A 19,047-nucleotide genomic window follows, 5' to 3' on the forward strand; every position below is an offset into this window, starting at 1 on the left:
TAAAAAATGAAAATAGGAATTCTGGGAGGCGGACAACTGGGAAGAATGCTGATACAAAGTGCATTGAAGTATGATGATGAGTTTTATACTCTGGATCCTGCATCTGATGCACCATGTCATAATATCTCGTATTTTACGCAGGGAAATTTCAATGACTATGACACTGTTTTGAACTTCGGAAAAGATAAAGATGTTGTAACCATTGAAATAGAGCACGTAAATGCGGATGCGTTGGCAGAACTTGAAAAGCAGGGAGTAAGAGTGGTTCCTAATGCCAATATTATCAAAACCATCCAGCAAAAGATCCTTCAGAAAGAATTTTATAAAGCTCATGATATTCCAAGTCCGGAATTCCAGGTGGTATGGAACAGTGATGAAAAGATCATTATGCCATTGCCATTCGTTCAGAAAATGAATACGGGCGGATATGACGGAAAAGGAGTTCAGGTTATCAGAACGGAAGAAGATTACCAGCATATCTGGACAGAAGCTTCAGTTATAGAAAGCCTTGTGGATATTGACAAAGAACTTTCTGTTATTGTTGCAAGAAACGAAAAAGGAGAAACCAATATTTTCCCTGTAACGGAAATGGTGGCAGATCCGAAACTGAATCTTTTGGACTTCAATGTATGCCCGGTGCTTTTAACTGAGGATGTACAGAACCAGATTGATTCCATTACGGAGAAATTTTTAAATGCGGTTAATTCTCCGGGATTATTTGCTATCGAATTATTCCTTGATAAAGAAGGAAAAGTATGGGTGAATGAAACAGCGCCAAGACTTCATAATTCAGGACACCAGAGCCAGGAAGGAAATACCAACTCGCAGTTTGAGCAGATGTATCGTGTGGTAAAAAATCTACCCTTAGCTGATACCGATGCCATCACATACAGCGGAATGCTGAATCTTGTAGGAGCTGAAGGATATACCGGAAAAGTAGTCTATGAAGGAATAGAAGATGTCCTTAGACTGCCTGAAACCTACATCCATTTATACGGAAAAACAGAAACCAAACCGGGAAGAAAAATGGGACACATCAATGTCCTTGCAGATTCCAGAGAAGAGCTTATGGAAAAGCTTGTCATGGTGAAGGGAATGGTAAGAGTGATTGCTGAGTAACATCATTTTAAAGATAAAAAAAGGGAGCTGTTTTTAAAGTTAAAAACAGCTCCCTTTTTTCCTATGGTTCACATCGGGCTAAAGCCCGACGCTATTGAAATCTTTTATAATCAAGGATTTTTAATCACCTCAATATTATCCTTTTTATAATTGTATTTAATATAACTTCCTAAAGCGGTTGATAAAACAGAGAATTCTTCAAGCGATGTAAGTGGAGCATACAGTTTAAAAGTACAAATATCTGTTGCAGAAATAAATGGATTGGTTACTAAATGGCTGTGAGTAGACATTGTTACTGTTCCTCCATTTTCCAATGCTGTAGATGTTGGAATAAGTCTTGAATGAAATTTTTTATGGGAAATAATATTCCCTTTTTTATCAGAAACAAAAAGATAATCATTTCCAAAAGGAATTACACCGGACTGGGCGGTACCTGGTATTAAATACACTTTATAGTTTTCATTAAACGGAATAATAATCATATTAAGACTATATCCCTGTGGTACCGTTACCGCATATTTTGAATCAGATAACTGTGGAATAACAGTGGAACGGATACTTTTTAAAATGCTTTCAGTTTCATTAAGTCCCCTTTCTTTAAAATTCTCTTTTACAGGTTTTGTTTGATTATTTTTAAAAGAAAGTTCTGCAATAATCATATTACCTGCTTTATTAAGAAAAGAGGTTTTGATGGTATCATTTTTCTGGTATGTGATATAGCTCCCTGTATTTTCAGCAAGTCTTTTATTGCTGCCCACAAGATCTCCTGCATGCCATGATGCGTTTTCGTAAGAGTAGAGTAGATTTCCTTCAGTTTTGATAGAATCCAGCTTCTTTTTCAGCTCTTTATCCGAAAGAGTGAGGCTTTGTGCAGAAATAATGATGCCCATAAAAAAGAAGAGAAATCCGATAGTTTGTTTCATAGGTTATTTTTTGAGCTAAAATACGAAATTCAATAGGAACGGGCTTTAGCCCGTTTATCAATAATTATAAATTCCATTGGCTTCAGCCAAAATCTAAATTAAGTTTCGGCTAAAGCCAAATGCATCCATATTGTTTATATCGGGCTAAAGCCCGATCCTATTGATGACTCAAATTGTTTGATGATTTAATAAAAAATGATTATTCGCAGATGAGTAACTTCCATCATCCCTCTTCCAGCTTCCAGCCTCTCTAAACTTCTTTTATTTAAAAATCTTCTGAATCACATTCCCAATCTCCACAAAATCCCCATGATTCCCTACAGAACGTACCTCAGGACTGTTTTTATCATATTCTGAGAAAGGGAAAATCAGCAGATAGTTATTCTCGCTGAGGTTTCTGTTCAGAAGTTCCGGAATCAGTCTCATTCTTGGAATATAGGATTTCATCCCTCGTTTTGCCATCAGGATAATCAAAGCTTCATCATCCTTTAATCCGGCTGCGGTTCTTTCTCCATCCTGCCATGTGTTCATAATGATGAATTCTGCTTCTATATTGGCCTTCTTGATAATTTTCTGAAGAATGTCAATAATATTTTCCGGGGCATAAAAAACAATGGTAGCTCCGGAGTTTCTAGCAATATTCCAGACTCTCAATAATGCATGGAAGAATCCAGCCTCCTGGTGGGCATTTTCCGGAATCATTACGGCATATTTCTTAATGGTGGAAAGAGGCTGTGCTGCATGATATACCAGTACATTCACATCATCATTCTGCAGATAACCGTTGTAGAGATTGTAAACGAAAGAGGGAGAGAATCCTTTTTCATCCTCTAATCCGATGATGAGGTCTGTGATTTTCTGTTCTTTAATCACATTATTGACTCCATTGATCACATCATTGTCGTATCTCTTTAAAGCCTGTAATGTAACATCTGCCGCAGCAGCTGCATCAGCTGCCTGATGAAGAAGTTTTTCAGCATTTTTCACTGAAGATTCATTCTTATCCTCATTGATCACATTCAGGGCAAACAGGTCTTCTGTATTGGAATGCGCTTTGATCAGGATTCCCAGATTTACCATTCTTTCAACCGTTGCTTCATGGTTAATGGCTAACAGGATATTTTCTTCCTCATGAGTATTTCCGGAAACGGTGTCTTCATTATCGCTTTCAGCAATTTTCTGGGCACTTGCCATGGAAATGAAAGAGGAAATGGTACATGACACTAGGATCAGAAGGATACTTCCGTTTAGTACATGTTCATTCAACAATCTTACGGGTTCTCCGGTTTCTGTTTCAGAAAGAATAATATTATATCCAACCATTACAGATGCAAGAGTGGCAGCTGCAGAAGCGGAGCTTAATCCAAAGATCAGTTTTCCTTCCTCTTTAGAAAGTCTGAATGTTTTTTGAGTAGCAACAGCAGAAAGATATTTCCCTCCGATGGAAGCTACCAGCATAATAGCAGCTACTTCCAGCGTTTCCCAGCTTTTAAAGAACACTTTAAAATCAATCAGCATTCCTACACTGATCAGGAAGAACGGAATAAAGATCGCATTTCCTACAAACTCAACCCTGTTCATTAAAGAAGAGGTGTGAGGAATAAGTCTGTTTAATGCCAAACCAGCAAAGAATGCCCCGATAATGGCTTCTACACCGGCAAGCTCGGCAAGCATGGCCGCCAGATAAATCATAACCAGTACAAAAATATACTGAGAGATTTTATCATCCACCCGTTTGAAGAACCAGCGTCCTATGATAGGGAATACAATTAAAACAATTAATGCAAAAACCACAAAAGACACAGATAATTTGACCCAGAATTCTGTTCCGACGTCTCCCTGAGACATCCCCACAATTACAGCAAGTACCAATAAGGCAAGAATATCTGTGATCATGGTACCTCCGACGGTGATATTAACCGCTTTGTTTTTTGCTATTCCCAACTTGCTTACCAGCGGGTAGGCGATAAGGGTATGGGAAGAAAAGAGGCTGGCAAACAGGATAGAGGTCAGCATTGAAAAATGAAGAATGTAGTAGCCCCCCAGATATCCTAATACAAAAGGAACTGTAAAAGTATAGATACCAAAAGTGAGACTTTTCCATTTATTCTTTTTGAAGTCTCCCATATCAATTTCAAGCCCGGCCAGAAACATAATGTAGAGAAGTCCGGTAGTTCCGGTCACTACAATACTGCTGTCTCTGGACAATACGTTGAATCCGTTCGGGCCAATGATTGCACCGGCGATAATAAGTCCCAAAAGATGCGGAACTTTAATTTTATTAAGCAGCAGGGGAGCTGCCAGTATGATGACCAGTACCAAAAGGAATTTCAGCACCGGATCTTCTATGGGAAGACTCAGATTATGTATACTCAGTAAAATCATAAGTGTTTTATTTTGTGGAACGTACTAATTCAACAGAGAACTTGGCGGTACAGCCATCAGAAGTGATGGTTCTTGTTCCTTTGATCTTGTTGTCCGAAATATCATTAAGAAGAACGTTCATTTCTACATTCTTTTTGGCTGTAGAATCTGTTTTGAAAGACAATCTGATTTCATTATTCTCAAATTTGCCTGTATACAGCCTCACCAGATTATTGTTATTGATAATTTTGGTGACAGGCTGGGTAGGATCATTATCAAATTCCCAGATATCGGTACGCTGGTCACCCACAGCATATTCACTGCAGTTAGACTCTGTACAGATCACTTTTCCGTTCCATGGGCCGGAAATTTCCGCAGGCCACGCAGCGATTACCACAGAATCTTTTTTAGCAAAAATACTGTCTCTCATTTTCAGAAGTGACTGGTATTCGGATTCTTTCCTGGCAAAAAGCTTTTCTTTCTCTAATAATTGTTTTTCCCTGTCTGTCAGGTTCTTTTCCTTCTCTTTGTAATCACAGCTTACCAATAGAAGGGAAGCTGCCAGAAATAAAAAAAATGTGTTTTTCAGCATATTGTATTGGTTGGAGTATACAATATAGGAAAAATGAAGGAAATATGAAACCTATTCCACAAAGCTCAGATTTTAATTGTATTTAATAAGCTAAAAAACAGAAGAATAGAAAGTCTTGATATTGCTAATATTATTTTCTGTTTACGACTCGATTCTTTGTTTTTTAAACATGGCCGGGTTGTAATTAATAACAAAAACCCCCACAATGATGAGTATTGCCGCAATGATGAATTTGGCAGAAATTTTTTCATCAAGAATCAGCCAGCTTAGAAAAATAGAGATGATTGTATTGATATAAGCCAGTATAGATACCTGAACGGGAGAAACTTTGGTCAATGCATAGTGAAAGGCAAAAAACGCCGCGACAGAACCGAGACAGGATAAATAGAGCATGGCAGAAATACTTTTCAGGCTCCAGTTTCCGAAATTATAATTTTCTGTAAAAAGAAATGCAAAAATGATTTGTATAATGCCTGCAAATGCAAACTGGTAAAAAAGGTTCAGAGAAATATTTCCGCTTTGAATATTAAGCTTTTTCGTGAAAATTGTTCCTGAAGCCCAACCTGCAATGGCAATAAATAAAAACAGAATACCAAGGGCATAATCCGGATTCTTAAGATCATTAATGCCGTCCCAGAATATGAACAGGATTCCGCTAAAACATAAAATAACTCCTGCAAAAGCCCGCCAGCTGAATTTCTGAAGTCCTAAAGCCATACTTCCGAAAAATACCAGAATAGGAGAGCATGCGCTTATCAGTGACGTCAGGCTGCTCGTTACTTCTTCTTCAGCAACGGTTGTCATTCCGTTGGCTACCACAAGCATTAAAGCTGAAAAGATAAGCTGATATTTCAGGTTGTTCCATCCAATCCATTTAAACTCTTTTTTATAGGTGAGAATAAGGAACATGATTACAGCGGCGAGGGACTGACGTATTCCTGCTACAAACCATGCGGGAATAGTTTCTACCGCAACCCTTATCGATAAAAACGTAGTACCCCAGACAATCGCAACGGTACATACAGCCAGTGTAAGTTTATAATCTTTCAATTTAATGTGGTGTTACAGCAAATATATCCATTTTCAGAGGGATTGTAATGGATACAGATGCTGTTATTTATAGGAGTACAGATGAAAAATTTACGCCAAAAAGATCATTATTAATTATTTAAATAATAAAAATACACATCTAGTGAAAAAATAAATTGTTTTAGGAAAAATTGTTGCCTTTCACCTTTACGTTTTAATTTTTTATCTTTGGGCATCTAATAAAATTGAAGATGGTAGGAATTATTATGGGCAGTCAGAGTGATCTGCCGATCATGGAACAGGCTGCAAATTTTCTTAAAAGCCTTGATATCCCTTATGAATTAACGGTAGTTTCAGCACACAGAACACCGGAAAGAATGTTCGATTATGCGAAAACAGCCCAGGAGAGAGGTTTGAAAGTAATCGTAGCGGGAGCAGGAGGAGCAGCTCACCTTCCGGGAATGGTAGCCAGCTGTACTACAGTTCCGGTAATCGGGGTTCCGATCCTTTCCAGTAATTCTATAGACGGTTGGGATTCTGTTTTGTCTATCCTTCAGATGCCCGGTGGAATACCGGTTGCTACCGTAGCTCTGAACGGCGCTTTGAATGCAGGGATTTTAGCTGCAAAAATTCTAGGAAGCGGTAATGAAGAAGTGGCAGCCAAACTTCAGAAATATCAGGATTCTTTAAAAGATAAAGTATTGGGAACAGTAGATGATATCAAAGCTCAGCATCCTAATCATTTTGATAAATAGTTTATTTTAAACTCAAAACAGAAGCCTCACTTTACAGCGAGGCTTTTTGTTTTTTACTTTTTAATGAATTTTGAAGAGATAGTCTGGTCTTTCAAAATAAGTTGTAAAATGTAATTTCCTTTCAAAAGAGGACCTATATTGATCATATCTTTGTTTGGATTTCCTTCCTGCACAACCCTTCCGCCTGCATCATAAATTTTATAACTCTTAATATCATTTAATCCCTCAATATGGATATCATCTACCGCAGGATTGGGATAGAGTGAAAACTTTTTTCTGAGTTGTATGTCTGATGAAGACAGCAGGCAGTTTCCTACAGTATCACCCGACATCGTCCATCCTTTATTGATAAGAATATTCCTTTTGTCTGCCGCATTGGAAGCGTATGTCAGAGGTGCTGTAATATCTAAGTCGACGTTATTTGCCGTGTTAGGATTATCTGCCCATCCTGCCAGTGTTTTACTGAAATTTTCACAGTCCATTCCTGTCTGCATCAAAGCCTGGGCTCCGTTATTAACGCTGGCAAGATTCCAGCTTGCAAGGGATTGATTAAAATTCGGAGTTTCCTTAAGAATCTGGTCTATTCTTGTAACCTTGGTCATGTCCCAATTTTCCAGGGAATGATTAAAGGCTGTGCAGCCATGAATAGCATGGGCCATATTAGTAATTTTAGAAGTGTTCCAATGGTCTAAAGATTGATTGAAATCAGAATCAAAATGGAACATAAAACGAATGTCTTCAAGGCTTGAAGTATCCCAGTTATCCATAGGCTGATTATAGCTTGGGCAAAGAGCAAACATCCATTTCATATCAGTTACATTCGAAACGTTCCAGTTGTTTAATGTCTGGTTAAAGAGCCCTCTTCCCGCAAACATAAAACTGAGATCAGTTGCAGAGGACATATCCCAACTATTAAAATAAGGAGGATTAAACTGATCAGGAAGTGAGCTGATAATGGTGTCAAAAATAAGAGCAAACATAAATCTGAAATTCTTAATCTTAGAAGTATCCCAGTTTTGCATAGAACTTGCGCCTGTAAAGCTTTTTGTACCATAAAACATGTAAGAAGCATCCTCAACATTACTTAGGTTGGGAATGTCTGTAGCAGTGATCTGAACAAGTTTACATTGACTGAAGGCATTGTTCATTGATGTCCAGACAATGTTTCCCCATTGTTCTATTTCCAGTATTTTATCAGCGCTTCCGTTAACCTGCCAGATAGGGAAAATCTGATCCGGAAGCTGTGCCTCCTGTACTTCTCCAAATTTTATCTGTTGAAAAACACCATTTCCGTTACTTACTTTTACTCTGTATTTTGCAGCATCTTTATCTGCGATAGAGGTTCCAAAATCAATAAAAACCTGTTTTGTGGAAGTTACACCAATAAGGCTCCCATTATGCTGGGGAAATCCAACTTCTTCCCAGTAAATGTCATAGTTTTCGCCAATTCCGGGAAACCATATTTGTTGATCATCAGCCTGATAAGGAGCACTTACAGTAATGGGCTGTGTTACAGTAGAAGCAGGCTTCCAGATGGTGATAAATTCATTCTGGGCTTTTACCATGCATACCATGAAAATTAAAAAGACGGACAAAAATTTTTTCAGTATCATATTGGTACTTTATAGTTATTTCTTAATTAATTTTGAAGAAAATGTTTTTTCTTTCGTGATAAGCTGTATGATGTAATTTCCTTTGGGTAAAGAGCTTACATTGATTATATCATTGTTAGGATTTCCTTCCTTTACGAGTCTTCCGCTTGTCTCATAAATTTTATAATTTTTAATATCACTTAGTCCTTCAATATGGATATCATCTGATGCAGGGTTAGGATAAAGCGAAAGTTTTTTATTCAGCTTTACATCTGATGAAGACAATAAACAGTTTCCAACAGTATCACCGGTAAATGACCACCCTTTGTTGATGAGAATATTTCTTTTGTCTGACACATTGGAAGCATATTTTAATACTGTTAAAGAACCTAATGAGATATTGTTCGCCGTATTGGGATTATCTGCCCATCCCATGAGTGTTTTACTGTAATTTTCACAATTAAGTCCTGACAATGTTAAAGAACCGGTACCATTAATAAGAGAAGCCAAATTCCAGTTTCCTAATGGCTGATTGTAGCTTGTTGCGCCATTCAGTATATGATCAATTTTCTCTACTTTAGTCATGTCCCAATTTTCTAAAGACTGATTAAAGGATGTACAACCATGAAATATATGAGCCATATTGATAACTTTGGAAGTGTTCCAGTTTAACGGCTGATTGAAGGCAGGAATCATATGAAGCATAAAGTGCATATCTTCAAGGTTTGAGGTATCCCAGTTATCCAGCCGCTGATTGAAGCTTAAACACTGGGCAAACATCCAGCTCATATCAGTTACTTTTGATACATCCCAGCTGTTGAGAGTCTGGTTAAAATGAGTTCTGTTTGAAAACATATAGCTAAGATTCGTGGCAGATGACATATTCCAGCTGTCAAGATAAGGTGGATTGAATTGCTCTGTCAGCCCAGGTGGAGATGGTGTATCAAATAAAAGTGAAAACATAAAACTGAAATTCCGGATCTTCGAAGTATCCCAGTTTTGCATAGAGCTTGCGCCTTTAAAATTGGTAGTACCATAAAACATGAAAGAAGCATCCTCCACATTATTAAGGTTTGGAGTATCTGTGGCAGTAAGCTCCATAAGCTTGCATAGACTGAAGGCGCAGTTCATAGTAGTCCATAAAATATTACCCCACTGTTCTATTTCTAGTAATTTATCTGTACTTCAATTGATCTGCCAAATGGGGATGAGTTGCTCGGGACCGGGAAGTAGTTGGACCGTTCCGAATCTGATTTGTCTGAATGTACCGCTGCCATTGCTCACTTTTACCCTGTATTTTGCATCGGGTCCGCCTGAAAGGGAAGCGCCAAAATCAATAAAAACCTGCTTTGTAGAAGTGACATTGGTAAGAGTTCCGTTATGTTGGGGATATCCTACTTCCTCCCAGTAAATATCATAATTGTCACCAATTCCGGGAAACCATATCTGCTGAGAATTTGCCTGATAGGGAGCATCTACATTTACTGGTGGTAAAACAGTAGAACCCGGTTTCCAGATGGTGATAAATTCATTCTGGGCTTTTGCCAGGAATATCAGCAAAAGAAAAATGAGTGTTGGAATTTTTTTAAGAATCATGGTTATCGTTTTATGGTGTTAGTTTATTGTTTGATGAACGGGAGTGTATGAATTGTATTCTTTGTCAGGACTTGCAGGATATACTTTCCCGGAGTCAAAAGTCTGACAGTAATCTTTTCATGTTCAAGATTGTCTTTGGCGACAGTTTTTCCGCTCATATCAGTGATGCTATAACTTACCGGATGCTGAATATTTTTAAGATGAATCACATCCTTTACAGGATTTGGGTAAATAGCTGGTTTATTATTGATCGCGTTTTCAGACGTTGAAAGGGTCTGGTTGCAGAGTCCGTTGTAAGCATCGCCTGATATAGTCCAGCCTTTAGAATTAATTAAATAATTTCTGGCAGTGACAGCATCAGCATGAGAATAGATTAATGGCGAAGCACTGGATAAGTTAATATTACTGGGTGTTGATGAACTCTGGCTCCATCCAAAAAGCGTTTTATCATAATTCACACAGCTCATCGCAGAATTGAGAAACATTCCGGTAGCTGTTGTTAATGAACTTAAATTCCATTTTCCGATATTTTGATTAAAAGCGGTCTCATGGAACATTTCGTTCATATTAGTGACATTGGCTGTATTCCAGTTTTGAAGATCCTGGTTAAAATTTTCAGAATCATGAAACATATGCTCCATAGTAGTCACGTTTGCTGTATTCCATTCGCTGAGAGACTGGTTGAATCCAGTATAGTCAAACATATATGACATATCTGTAACATTCGAAGTATCCCAGTTTCCCAATGGCTGGTTGAAGAGATAATTGTCACCAAACATATAATGCATATCTTTGATGGTAGAGGTGTTCCAAGTGTTGAAAGAAGGATTGCCAATGAGTGAAGTACACAAATAAAACATCTGGCGCATACTGGTAACCATGCTGAGGTCCGGAGCATCAGTAGCCGTAACATCCATATTGTCACAATATACAAAAGCATTGTCAAAGCTTTTCCATTTTATATTTCCCCACTGGGTAATCTGAGTGATTTTTGAACGGTCTGCAGCATTGTAAGTGGGAGTTAATGTATTGTCAAAGAATCTTACCTGATCAAAACTTCCGTTTCCGTCACTGATTTTAATTCTGTAGCTGGCCTGGGATGATACAGGATTAAATGGTACACCTAGGTTGATAATGAATTCAGTAGTGGAAGTTACATTATTCATTGTGCCATTATGCTGAGGATATCCTACTTCTTCCCAATAGACTTTGAAATTGGTTCCTCTCCCGGGAAATTTAATGAGTTGTGCATTCTGGGTTTTCCAGATTGTGATAAATTCATTTTGTGCCTTTGAAAGCTGAAATGCTGCTATAAACAGAGCAGAAGTTATTAGTTTTTTGTACATGTCATTAGTTTGTGAAATAAGCACAGCTAAAATAACAAAAAACTTAATATATTTTTAACTTAAATATTAAATTTGTAGTATTTTATAAATTTTAATGCATTTATATAAATAAAAAACTCTCCGTTTTGGAGAGTTTGTTTTATTCCTGAATCATATTGTCCCGGGTGTTTTTCTGAACGGCTATGGCTCCGAAAAGAGCGAGCAAAAAAGCAAAGGCATAAAAACCTTTTTCACTTGGAAGGATGGTGGCATTCCAAAGTCCTATAGCCAATAATACAATTGACGATAATGTGGCAAACCAGCAGATTCCGTAATAAATATCCGTAACCTGAATGTTTTCTAATCTGTCCCTTACTGCTTTCTGCAGCGAAACAACGGCAAATAAGCCATAAAGAAGGATGGTGAAATAATATCCTTTCTCATTCAGCTGCATTTCAGCTCTTGCAAGACCGACAATGAAACCGATCATTCCTGCTCCCAATGCTACCCATGATGCAGCAACAAATGCATTCGACACTCTTTGTTTTTTCATAGTTTAATGTTTTATTTTTTATTTTAAGAGGGCTAAGATATTCATTTTTTATAAATAGAACCTTTAGTAAAGGGAAATATGTGTAAAGTACGGTGCCGTTTGCTTATTATAGTAAATTTCGGCTAAAGCCATGGATATATTCTTTATTTAATGAGAACGGCTCTCTTCGTCTAAGCTTAGGATATAACCCGTTTCTATTGAATAATATAAATCTATCTATAATTTATCACTCATCATTCATCATTTATATTTTCCTAGCCCCGATAGCAGCGGTTACCCCGTAACTTGCGCTGAGGCCTTTCGGCTTTGCTTAGGTTGAAGGTGCTGGCGTGAGGAGTATGAGCGGATAGCGTGAATCAGCTCATAAAAAACTCTCCAAAATGGAGAGCTTTGTTTTACTGAGTGATATATTCGTAAGTATATTTTGCGTAATCATTATTATCCAGTTTTACCATGACCTGAGTTGGCAATTGATTACTATTATATTCTATCTGATAGGTAAAATTCATAATTTGGCTCCAGTTTCCAGTGCCATCTTTGCCACTTATTTTTACTGTGGTATAATTATTTTGACTTAAAAACTCTGCTCCTCCCATAATCATTCTAAAATATTTGCCCATCAAAGAATAAGGATTTACCTTGTTATCATATGAAAATTCTTTTTTATTTGTAAGTGGACCGCCAATACCATCACTGACCGAAATTTCTTCCGAAACATTATCACCACTATAAGTATATGCAATTGTAGATGGGTTTATACAATTGGAAGACTCACAAGTGGAAGCAGCAGTAACTTTACCATTGGTATACGTCATTGTTGTATTATAGTAAGTATCTGGATGTATTTTCTTAATCATCGTAAGCTGATCACCATTATATGTAAAGGTTTTATAATAAGCTACGGTACCATCTGCTTTTTGGTAAGTAATTTTTGAAGGTTTTCCTGCACCGTCATATTCCAAAACGGAGGTTGTATTTTCTGATATAATTTTAAATAATTGTTTCTGACTGTTATAATCAAATTTTGTAATACTGGTTTGCGGGCCGGAGGGACTTGTATAATAAACTGTAGTGACTTTGCTTAAAAATATTTGAGAATTCGAAGGATTAGGTTCATTATTTTCGTCATTATTACTACTGCAGCTGTTAAAGAACACAACAGCGCTCATCATTCCCAGAAATAATAATTTTCTCATGGTATTTTTTTGTGGGCAAAAATAAGGAATACTGTATAATGTTACATAAAAAAATCCCACTATCTTAAAAATAGCGGGATCATATCATGTTTAGATTTCTCTTAGTATCTGTAATACTCAGGTTTGAATGGCCCTTGTACTTCTACTCCGATATACGCTGCCTGCTCAGGAGAAAGAGTTTCAAGCTCTACGCTTAATTTCTTAAGGTGTAAAGCAGCTACTTTTTCATCTAAATGCTTAGGAAGTGTATATACTTCGTTTTTATAAGCAGCAGAATTATTCCATAATTCGATCTGAGCCAAAGTCTGGTTAGAGAAAGAGTTAGACATTACAAAACTTGGGTGGCCTGTAGCACAACCTAAGTTTACCAATCTACCTTCTGCAAGGATGATCACTTCTTTACCTTCAACAGTATAGATATCAACCTGAGGCTTCACTTCAGATTTAGTATGACCATAGTTTTTGTTTAACCATGCCATATCGATTTCATTATCGAAGTGGCCAATGTTACAAACGATCGCTTTATCTTTCATTTTAAGGAAATGCTCTCCTCTTACGATATTGAAGTTACCAGTTGTAGTAATGATGATATCAGCATTATCTACCACAGTGTCTAATCTTTTTACTTCATAACCGTCCATAGCAGCCTGAAGTGCACAGATCGGATCAATTTCCGTAACGGTAACAATAGAACCAGCTCCTCTGAATGAAGCTGCAGTACCTTTACCTACATCTCCGTATCCGCAAACTACCACTCTTTTTCCGGCTAGCATTACGTCTGTAGCTCTTCTTACTGCATCTACAGCAGATTCCTTACATCCGTATTTGTTGTCGAATTTAGATTTAGTTACAGAATCATTTACGTTAATGGCTGGCATTACTAAAGTTCCGTTCTTCATTCTTTCATATAGTCTGTGTACTCCTGTAGTGGTTTCTTCAGAAAGACCTTTGATATCTTTTGTTAATTCAGGATATTTATCAAAAACCATGTTTGTTAAATCTCCACCATCATCCAGAATCATGTTTAATGGCTTTCTGTCTTCACCAAAGAATAAAGTCTGCTCAATACACCAGTCAAATTCTTCTTCATTTAAACCTTTCCACGCATACACCGGAATTCCTGCAGCAGCAATTGCAGCAGCAGCGTGGTCCTGTGTAGAGAAAATATTACAAGATGACCAGGTAACTTCAGCTCCTAAAGCTACCAGAGTCTCGATAAGCACAGCCGTTTGGATCGTCATGTGAAGACATCCTGCGATTCTTGCTCCTTTCAGTGGCTGAGACGGTCCGTATTCTTCACGGATAGACATCAGACCCGGCATTTCTGCTTCTGCAAGGGTAATTTCTTTTCTACCCCATTCTGCAAGGGAGATATCCTTAACTTTATAAGGAAGGTATTGTGTTGTAGTACTCATATGTAATGAATAGTTTTTAAAATTCAATTGATAACGAGAGGCAAAATTACGATTAATAATTAAGATATAAAAACGGCAGATCAAGTTCAGTCTTATGAGATTAAACATGAAATTCTGAACTATGAAATAAAGCTCCTTCTATGCTTAATCTTTGTACATTTCAAGCCGCGTCCTGCTAACTTCTACAAATGGTTTCTTTTTAGTATTTTTGTCCAATAAAAAAAGAATGCCCCTTTACCGAGATTTTTCAGATGACAATGCCACCATTCTGGTTTGGAAGTATGATGAAAGTGAAGAACTTGATATCAATGAATTTCTGGAACCTGAAAATGCTGAAAAGGTAAAAGATTATCATCCTAAAAAATTACTGGAAGTTCTGATGGTGCGGAAGCTCCTGAAAGGCCTGAAGCCCGGTTCCAAGATATTATATAAAGAAAGAGAGCCTTTTCTTTCTCCTTACGATGCGGAAATTTCTATTACCCATTCTTTCCCGTTTGCTGCAATAGCGGTTTCTAAAAATAAAATAGGAATTGATATTGAAAAGTTTAATCCCAAGATCTTAAGGGTAATTGACAAATTCACGTATGAAAATGAACGGGGGTTCATTCCTGAAGACAAAGCGGATACTTTTTATACAATCATATGGAGCGTGAAGGAAAGCATGTACAAAATCCATCACTCAAAATACTGGTCTTTAAAGAAAAACTATGAAGTGAAACCCTTCGAACTAAAGCATCTTCACAAAATAAGCTGCCGTGTCTATGACGATCAGTTTTCAGATGAGTTCAAGGCCAGGGTAGAGTTTTTTGACGATTACTGCTTTACGATTGTGGAGGAGTAGGGTCTGTTTCGTTTTTGTATTTTTCGATTACTTTTCTCTGTTCTTTCGCTACATCATAGATCAGTTCCAGAATATCCTGGATGTTTTTAAGCTCTGTAAGATGGGAAACCTTGTCGGTATCTCTTCTGTCCACGATTTCATTTTCCCCAATTTCAGTTTTTCTTTTCAGCAACATGTCTTCAATGGAAGAATCTTCCGGCTCCAGGCGGCTTTCCATTTTTAATGTTTCATTGATGTCATTTCCGTTGAGAAGGGTAGAGGTCTGCCGCATTTCTGCTTCAATTTTTCTGCTCCAGCTTTCGGCATCTATTTCCGGATACTGCTCATTACTTTTTGCATATTGGGATAGAGAAGCTGTGTAGGCTGTAATCAGATGGGAGGTAGCCACAAACTGATGGACAACTTCCAGTTTTTTCTGCTGATTTTTAGGGTCAGAAATCATTCTCTGGAAATTATCCGAAAGATTGGCCAGGGAGATGATTGCATTTTTCCGTTTTACTTTATAATCTTCAAGGTCAAAATTTCCCTGTAAGAATTTGGAAATTACACTCTGGAAATAGATGAGGTTGTCTGCTGCAGATTTTTTCATCAGATCCAGATTTTGGGTATGTTCCCAGACGGGCAGCACAATATAAGATACTGCAAAAGCAATAATTCCGGCAATGGCTGTATCAACGATTCTGTCTTTAAAAATGATATTGACTTTCCCCGGGTTTAAAAAATTAAAGCTGAGGAAAACGTAGATTGTCATAAATAATACCGCCCAGAAATACCGTCCTTTCAGAAAACTGAAACACATGATCATACTGATAAGCAGAATGGCAAATAAAATCCCGTTAATATGAATGAAATACAGAATAGCATAAGCAATAGTTGCCCCTGCAATAGTTCCGTACAAACGAAGGAGATTTCTTTGTTTAGTAATAGAATAGGCCGGTTTTAAAATGGCTGTAATCGTAATTAATATCCAGTAAGTATGTCCCAGTCCCAGAAAATCAAACATAGAGAAAAGATATCCTAACAGCAATGCGGTTGTAATTCTGATCGCATGGCGGAAATGGGATGATGATAGGGAAATATTATTTCTTAACACCTTAGCGTTAAGCTTCGGCTCATTAGGCATAAATTTCCTTAAGTCTAACCCTGTAGATAAACTTTTTGCCAGCTTTATATCCTGTGAAAACACCTTATAGATCTCGTTGATTTCTTTAGTGATCTCGTAAATACGCATCAGGATCTGGCGCAGGATCATGAAATTTTCGAGATTGTCAGGAGAAAGCTGTTTATTTCTGAGTTCGAAATAATTATAATTTAAATTTTTTAATTCCAGTTCCAGATTGAACATCGCTTTGGCTCTTGTACCGCTTTGAAGTGCAATTCCGATATTGGTGATCTCTTCTGCCAAAAGATTAAGATAATCATGGATATTCACCAGAATCATGCTGTCTTCAAAACTCTGCTGCAGCTTTTGATAATCACTTTCAGAGGTCATCAGCTTTTCATGGAGGTCCATGGAATTCAGGAACATCAGCATCAATAAACGGCTGGTGGTTGTAGATTCATTGACGATTGTTCTCGTTTTAAACACAGTTTCCCTGGTATCTTCCTGCAGGTTTTTTATTTCAATCTGCTTTGCGATGACTTGAGTAGTCAGTTTATTAAAATCCGGATTCTTCTGATAATAATTGGCTTTAATCTTTAAAAAGTCAGCCAGCTGAAGATAATTTTCCCCAATCATTTGGCTTGCCAGCTTATAGGGACGGATTGTAGTTACGATAAGGAAGATGAGTAAAAACCATGTACACCCGGAAGCAAATATCAGCAGGCTTTTGAAAATATTACTTCCTGTAAGATGTCCGTCAATAAAGATCGCGAGTACCACAAGAGATAATGAGCCTACCGCAGCCAGTCTTTGGCCATAAACCCCAATCAGGGAGAAAAACATCCCGAAAACAATGACTTCCAGAAGGACCAGTATTTTGATATTCATTACAAGACTTGCAATGAGTGCCACAAATACAAAACAGCAGATCGCAAAAGTGAGGGCATTTCTTCTTCGGATAAAAGGTCCGGGCTGATCCGTAAGCGCTACAAAGCTGGTTCCTAACGGGAAAAGGAAATATTCTTTTAAGATTCCAAAGTGGGCGAGGACTAAACAAGGCAGAACAGTAGCTAATGTAATTCTGATCGCAGAATATACATACTGACTGGTTACGAATTTTTTGAGTTCCGCCGAATAGTTCATACTACAAAAATAGCTATTGAATTTAAGAAAATCGCCATAAAAAAGAGACTTTTCTCAACTTAAATATTATATTTTTTTAAAGTGCTGTCTGGGTTATTTAAAATAAACAGATAAATGAAGCAGATTGATAATTCATAGATCAATGCTGGTCATTAAGGTCAATAGTGAATTTTTGTTTCGCAAGGTGAATGGTGAATGTTTGCAATATGCAAATAAATTGCCAAGCGAAGCGTATTGACGGATTCACCACTGCCTATAAAAAAGCCTCATAACTAATATAGTATGAGGCTTTTTTATATAGCTGTTGCTTTTTTTAACGGTCTACGTTGGATGTTTCGTCTCCGATGTTCCAGGTAAGCCCGAAACGAAGCGTGTTATCCAATGCACTGTTGATTTTGGACATATTGATCAGGTAAGAAAGATCAAGCCCGAAAGAACGGTATTTTAACCCGACACCTGCTGTTGCAAACTGTCTTGCTCCCTGCTCTTCGCTTTCATGGAAGTAACCTCCTCTTACAGAAAATGCGTTGTCATAAGAATATTCTAAAGCACCACTGTACATGATACTGTTTTTATTTTTGAAAGATTTTCCGATACCGGCCATTGGCCCTACGTTCGGGATCTGGTAAATAGGCTGTCTTGTATTCGGGTCTATTCCGGCATATTCAGATCCTGGAACCAAAAGTTTTGAACCTTCCACAGAAATTCCGATTCTGTTCATATCATCCAGGTACATGTCATATCCAACCCCTAATCTTGCCATGGTAGGAAGATAAGATCTTGATTCTTCATTTCCTGTATAATCCAGTTTAGGACCTAAGTTCTGAACAGCTAAACCTGCATTTATTTTACCATCATAGCCGCCAATACTGGAGAATCTTGGAGAGTTATAGTATGCTGAAACGTCTACTGCGAAACTGTTAGCCGCTTTAAGGGTCGTATCTGTGTTGAATCCTCCGGCTAAGTCTGAACGGATGAATCTACCGGTAACAGCTCCTGAGAATGAATCAGAAAGTTTCAATGCATAGGCAACGTCAATTGAGAATTCGTTTGGTTTTGATGTACCCATTGATGCAATTTCTGTACCTACCAGCTGAGTCAGGTCTACCTGTCCCATGTTGAAATAATAGATACTCGCGGAAATTGTAGATCTTTCTTCCTGCCCAAGAAACTTATGGAACGAAGCATATAATAAGAATACATCATTGGTAAGTTTTCCCATATAAGGCGTATAGTTAAGACCTACGGAAGAACTTGACCTGCTGAAAGGGTATTTAGCCGCATTCCAGAATTGTGAAAATGCATCCGGAGAGGTTACCACCCCTTGATCTCCCATACCTCCTGATCTAGCATCAGGTGCGATTCTTAGGAAAGGAGCTCCGGTAAGAACTGGGTTTACTTTACCTAAATCTTGCGAATAGCCTAAAAAACTAGCACTCAAACCAAATCCTAAAAGCAGTTTAGTAGTTAAATTCATATGTTGTCTTTTATATATTATCAGT

The 19,047-nt window shown here is 37.6% G+C and carries 16 protein-coding genes; 3 read left to right on the forward strand and 13 right to left on the reverse strand.

The window, feature by feature from the left end:
• Positions 1-6: 6 nt before the first annotated feature.
• Positions 7-1,119: a 5-(carboxyamino)imidazole ribonucleotide synthase gene (locus tag ACE3RB_RS09860; RefSeq protein WP_374464070.1), complete on the forward strand. Its 1,113-nt coding sequence runs from the start codon at positions 7-9 to the stop codon at positions 1,117-1,119.
• A gap of 110 nt (positions 1,120-1,229) precedes the next feature.
• On the opposite strand, the gene ACE3RB_RS09865 is transcribed toward ACE3RB_RS09860, so the two are convergent.
• The 4 genes from ACE3RB_RS09865 to ACE3RB_RS09880 all read right to left on the reverse strand — a co-directional run bounded on the left by ACE3RB_RS09865 (position 1,230) and on the right by ACE3RB_RS09880 (position 6,048).
• Complete coding sequence (locus ACE3RB_RS09865) at positions 1,230-2,042, reverse strand: hypothetical protein (protein WP_374464071.1); 813 nt, start codon at positions 2,040-2,042, stop codon at positions 1,230-1,232.
• A 261-nt stretch (positions 2,043-2,303) separates the two neighbouring features.
• The gene (locus ACE3RB_RS09870) at positions 2,304-4,427 is read right to left on the reverse strand and encodes a cation:proton antiporter (protein ID WP_374464072.1); all 2,124 of its coding nucleotides are present in this window, start codon (positions 4,425-4,427) and stop codon (positions 2,304-2,306) included.
• A gap of 7 nt (positions 4,428-4,434) precedes the next feature.
• Positions 4,435-4,998 carry a hypothetical protein gene (locus ACE3RB_RS09875; protein ID WP_374464073.1) on the reverse strand — a complete coding sequence of 188 codons (564 nt, stop codon included), beginning with the start codon at positions 4,996-4,998 and terminating at the stop codon, positions 4,435-4,437.
• A gap of 141 nt (positions 4,999-5,139) precedes the next feature.
• The gene (locus ACE3RB_RS09880; RefSeq protein WP_374464074.1) at positions 5,140-6,048 is read right to left on the reverse strand and encodes a DMT family transporter; all 909 of its coding nucleotides are present in this window, start codon (positions 6,046-6,048) and stop codon (positions 5,140-5,142) included.
• Positions 6,049-6,278: 230 nt separating this feature from the next.
• Here ACE3RB_RS09880 and purE point away from each other — a divergent pair, with 230 nt between their 5' ends.
• On the forward strand, positions 6,279-6,782 hold the full coding sequence (purE, locus tag ACE3RB_RS09885) for a 5-(carboxyamino)imidazole ribonucleotide mutase (RefSeq protein WP_374464075.1): 504 nt from the start codon (positions 6,279-6,281) through the stop codon (positions 6,780-6,782).
• Between the two features lie 53 nt (positions 6,783-6,835).
• On the opposite strand, the gene ACE3RB_RS09890 is transcribed toward purE, so the two are convergent.
• The 7 genes from ACE3RB_RS09890 to ahcY all read right to left on the reverse strand — a co-directional run bounded on the left by ACE3RB_RS09890 (position 6,836) and on the right by ahcY (position 14,459).
• Positions 6,836-8,395: a BspA family leucine-rich repeat surface protein gene (locus ACE3RB_RS09890; RefSeq protein WP_374464076.1), complete on the reverse strand. Its 1,560-nt coding sequence runs from the start codon at positions 8,393-8,395 to the stop codon at positions 6,836-6,838.
• A gap of 15 nt (positions 8,396-8,410) precedes the next feature.
• Positions 8,411-9,505 carry a BspA family leucine-rich repeat surface protein gene (locus ACE3RB_RS09895; RefSeq protein ID WP_374464077.1) on the reverse strand — a complete coding sequence of 365 codons (1,095 nt, stop codon included), beginning with the start codon at positions 9,503-9,505 and terminating at the stop codon, positions 8,411-8,413.
• 54 nt (positions 9,506-9,559) lie between these two features.
• Positions 9,560-9,970 carry a hypothetical protein gene (locus ACE3RB_RS09900; protein WP_374464078.1) on the reverse strand — a complete coding sequence of 137 codons (411 nt, stop codon included), beginning with the start codon at positions 9,968-9,970 and terminating at the stop codon, positions 9,560-9,562.
• Between the two features lie 23 nt (positions 9,971-9,993).
• Positions 9,994-11,316 carry a BspA family leucine-rich repeat surface protein gene (locus ACE3RB_RS09905; RefSeq protein ID WP_374464079.1) on the reverse strand — a complete coding sequence of 441 codons (1,323 nt, stop codon included), beginning with the start codon at positions 11,314-11,316 and terminating at the stop codon, positions 9,994-9,996.
• A gap of 139 nt (positions 11,317-11,455) precedes the next feature.
• Positions 11,456-11,848, reverse strand: coding sequence for an inner membrane protein YiaA (yiaA, locus tag ACE3RB_RS09910; RefSeq protein ID WP_002977612.1), 393 nt, complete (start codon positions 11,846-11,848; stop codon positions 11,456-11,458).
• 395 nt (positions 11,849-12,243) lie between these two features.
• A complete protein-coding gene (locus ACE3RB_RS09915; protein WP_374464080.1) occupies positions 12,244-13,044 on the reverse strand; it encodes a hypothetical protein in 801 nt (266 codons plus the stop codon).
• A 101-nt stretch (positions 13,045-13,145) separates the two neighbouring features.
• Positions 13,146-14,459, reverse strand: a complete 1,314-nt coding sequence (gene ahcY, locus ACE3RB_RS09920) for an adenosylhomocysteinase (protein WP_002977614.1) — start codon at positions 14,457-14,459, stop codon at positions 13,146-13,148.
• Between the two features lie 226 nt (positions 14,460-14,685).
• Here ahcY and ACE3RB_RS09925 point away from each other — a divergent pair, with 226 nt between their 5' ends.
• Positions 14,686-15,300 (forward strand): 4'-phosphopantetheinyl transferase superfamily protein, encoded by a 615-nt coding sequence (locus ACE3RB_RS09925; protein WP_374464081.1) that lies wholly within the window; start codon positions 14,686-14,688, stop codon positions 15,298-15,300.
• Here ACE3RB_RS09925 and ACE3RB_RS09930 read toward each other — a convergent pair.
• Positions 15,281-17,545, reverse strand: coding sequence for an FUSC family membrane protein (locus tag ACE3RB_RS09930; RefSeq protein ID WP_374464082.1), 2,265 nt, complete (start codon positions 17,543-17,545; stop codon positions 15,281-15,283). The genes ACE3RB_RS09925 and ACE3RB_RS09930 overlap by 20 nt on opposite strands.
• A 313-nt stretch (positions 17,546-17,858) precedes the next feature.
• Positions 17,859-19,022, reverse strand: a complete 1,164-nt coding sequence (gene porV / locus ACE3RB_RS09935; RefSeq protein WP_374464084.1) for a type IX secretion system outer membrane channel protein PorV — start codon at positions 19,020-19,022, stop codon at positions 17,859-17,861.
• Positions 19,023-19,047 lie beyond the last annotated feature (25 nt).

Origin of the sequence: Chryseobacterium sp. (assembly GCF_041914225.1) — a bacterium.
GTDB lineage: Bacteria > Bacteroidota > Bacteroidia > Flavobacteriales > Weeksellaceae > Chryseobacterium.

Coding starts and splice junctions, on each gene's coding strand:
- ACE3RB_RS09875 (WP_374464073.1), bottom strand. CDS start 4,998: ATGCTGAAAAACACATTTTTTTTATTTCTGGCAGCTTCCCTTCTATTG.
- ahcY (WP_002977614.1), bottom strand. CDS start 14,459: ATGAGTACTACAACACAATACCTTCCTTATAAAGTTAAGGATATCTCC.
- yiaA (WP_002977612.1), bottom strand. CDS start 11,848: ATGAAAAAACAAAGAGTGTCGAATGCATTTGTTGCTGCATCATGGGTA.
- ACE3RB_RS09915 (WP_374464080.1), bottom strand. CDS start 13,044: ATGAGAAAATTATTATTTCTGGGAATGATGAGCGCTGTTGTGTTCTTT.
- porV (WP_374464084.1), bottom strand. CDS start 19,022: ATGAATTTAACTACTAAACTGCTTTTAGGATTTGGTTTGAGTGCTAGT.
- ACE3RB_RS09895 (WP_374464077.1), bottom strand. CDS start 9,505: ATGAACTGCGCCTTCAGTCTATGCAAGCTTATGGAGCTTACTGCCACA.
- ACE3RB_RS09870 (WP_374464072.1), bottom strand. CDS start 4,427: ATGATTTTACTGAGTATACATAATCTGAGTCTTCCCATAGAAGATCCG.
- ACE3RB_RS09890 (WP_374464076.1), bottom strand. CDS start 8,395: ATGATACTGAAAAAATTTTTGTCCGTCTTTTTAATTTTCATGGTATGC.
- purE (WP_374464075.1), top strand. CDS start 6,279: ATGGTAGGAATTATTATGGGCAGTCAGAGTGATCTGCCGATCATGGAA.
- ACE3RB_RS09930 (WP_374464082.1), bottom strand. CDS start 17,545: ATGAACTATTCGGCGGAACTCAAAAAATTCGTAACCAGTCAGTATGTA.
- ACE3RB_RS09905 (WP_374464079.1), bottom strand. CDS start 11,316: ATGTACAAAAAACTAATAACTTCTGCTCTGTTTATAGCAGCATTTCAG.
- ACE3RB_RS09900 (WP_374464078.1), bottom strand. CDS start 9,970: ATGATTCTTAAAAAAATTCCAACACTCATTTTTCTTTTGCTGATATTC.
- ACE3RB_RS09860 (WP_374464070.1), top strand. CDS start 7: ATGAAAATAGGAATTCTGGGAGGCGGACAACTGGGAAGAATGCTGATA.
- ACE3RB_RS09865 (WP_374464071.1), bottom strand. CDS start 2,042: ATGAAACAAACTATCGGATTTCTCTTCTTTTTTATGGGCATCATTATT.
- ACE3RB_RS09925 (WP_374464081.1), top strand. CDS start 14,686: ATGCCCCTTTACCGAGATTTTTCAGATGACAATGCCACCATTCTGGTT.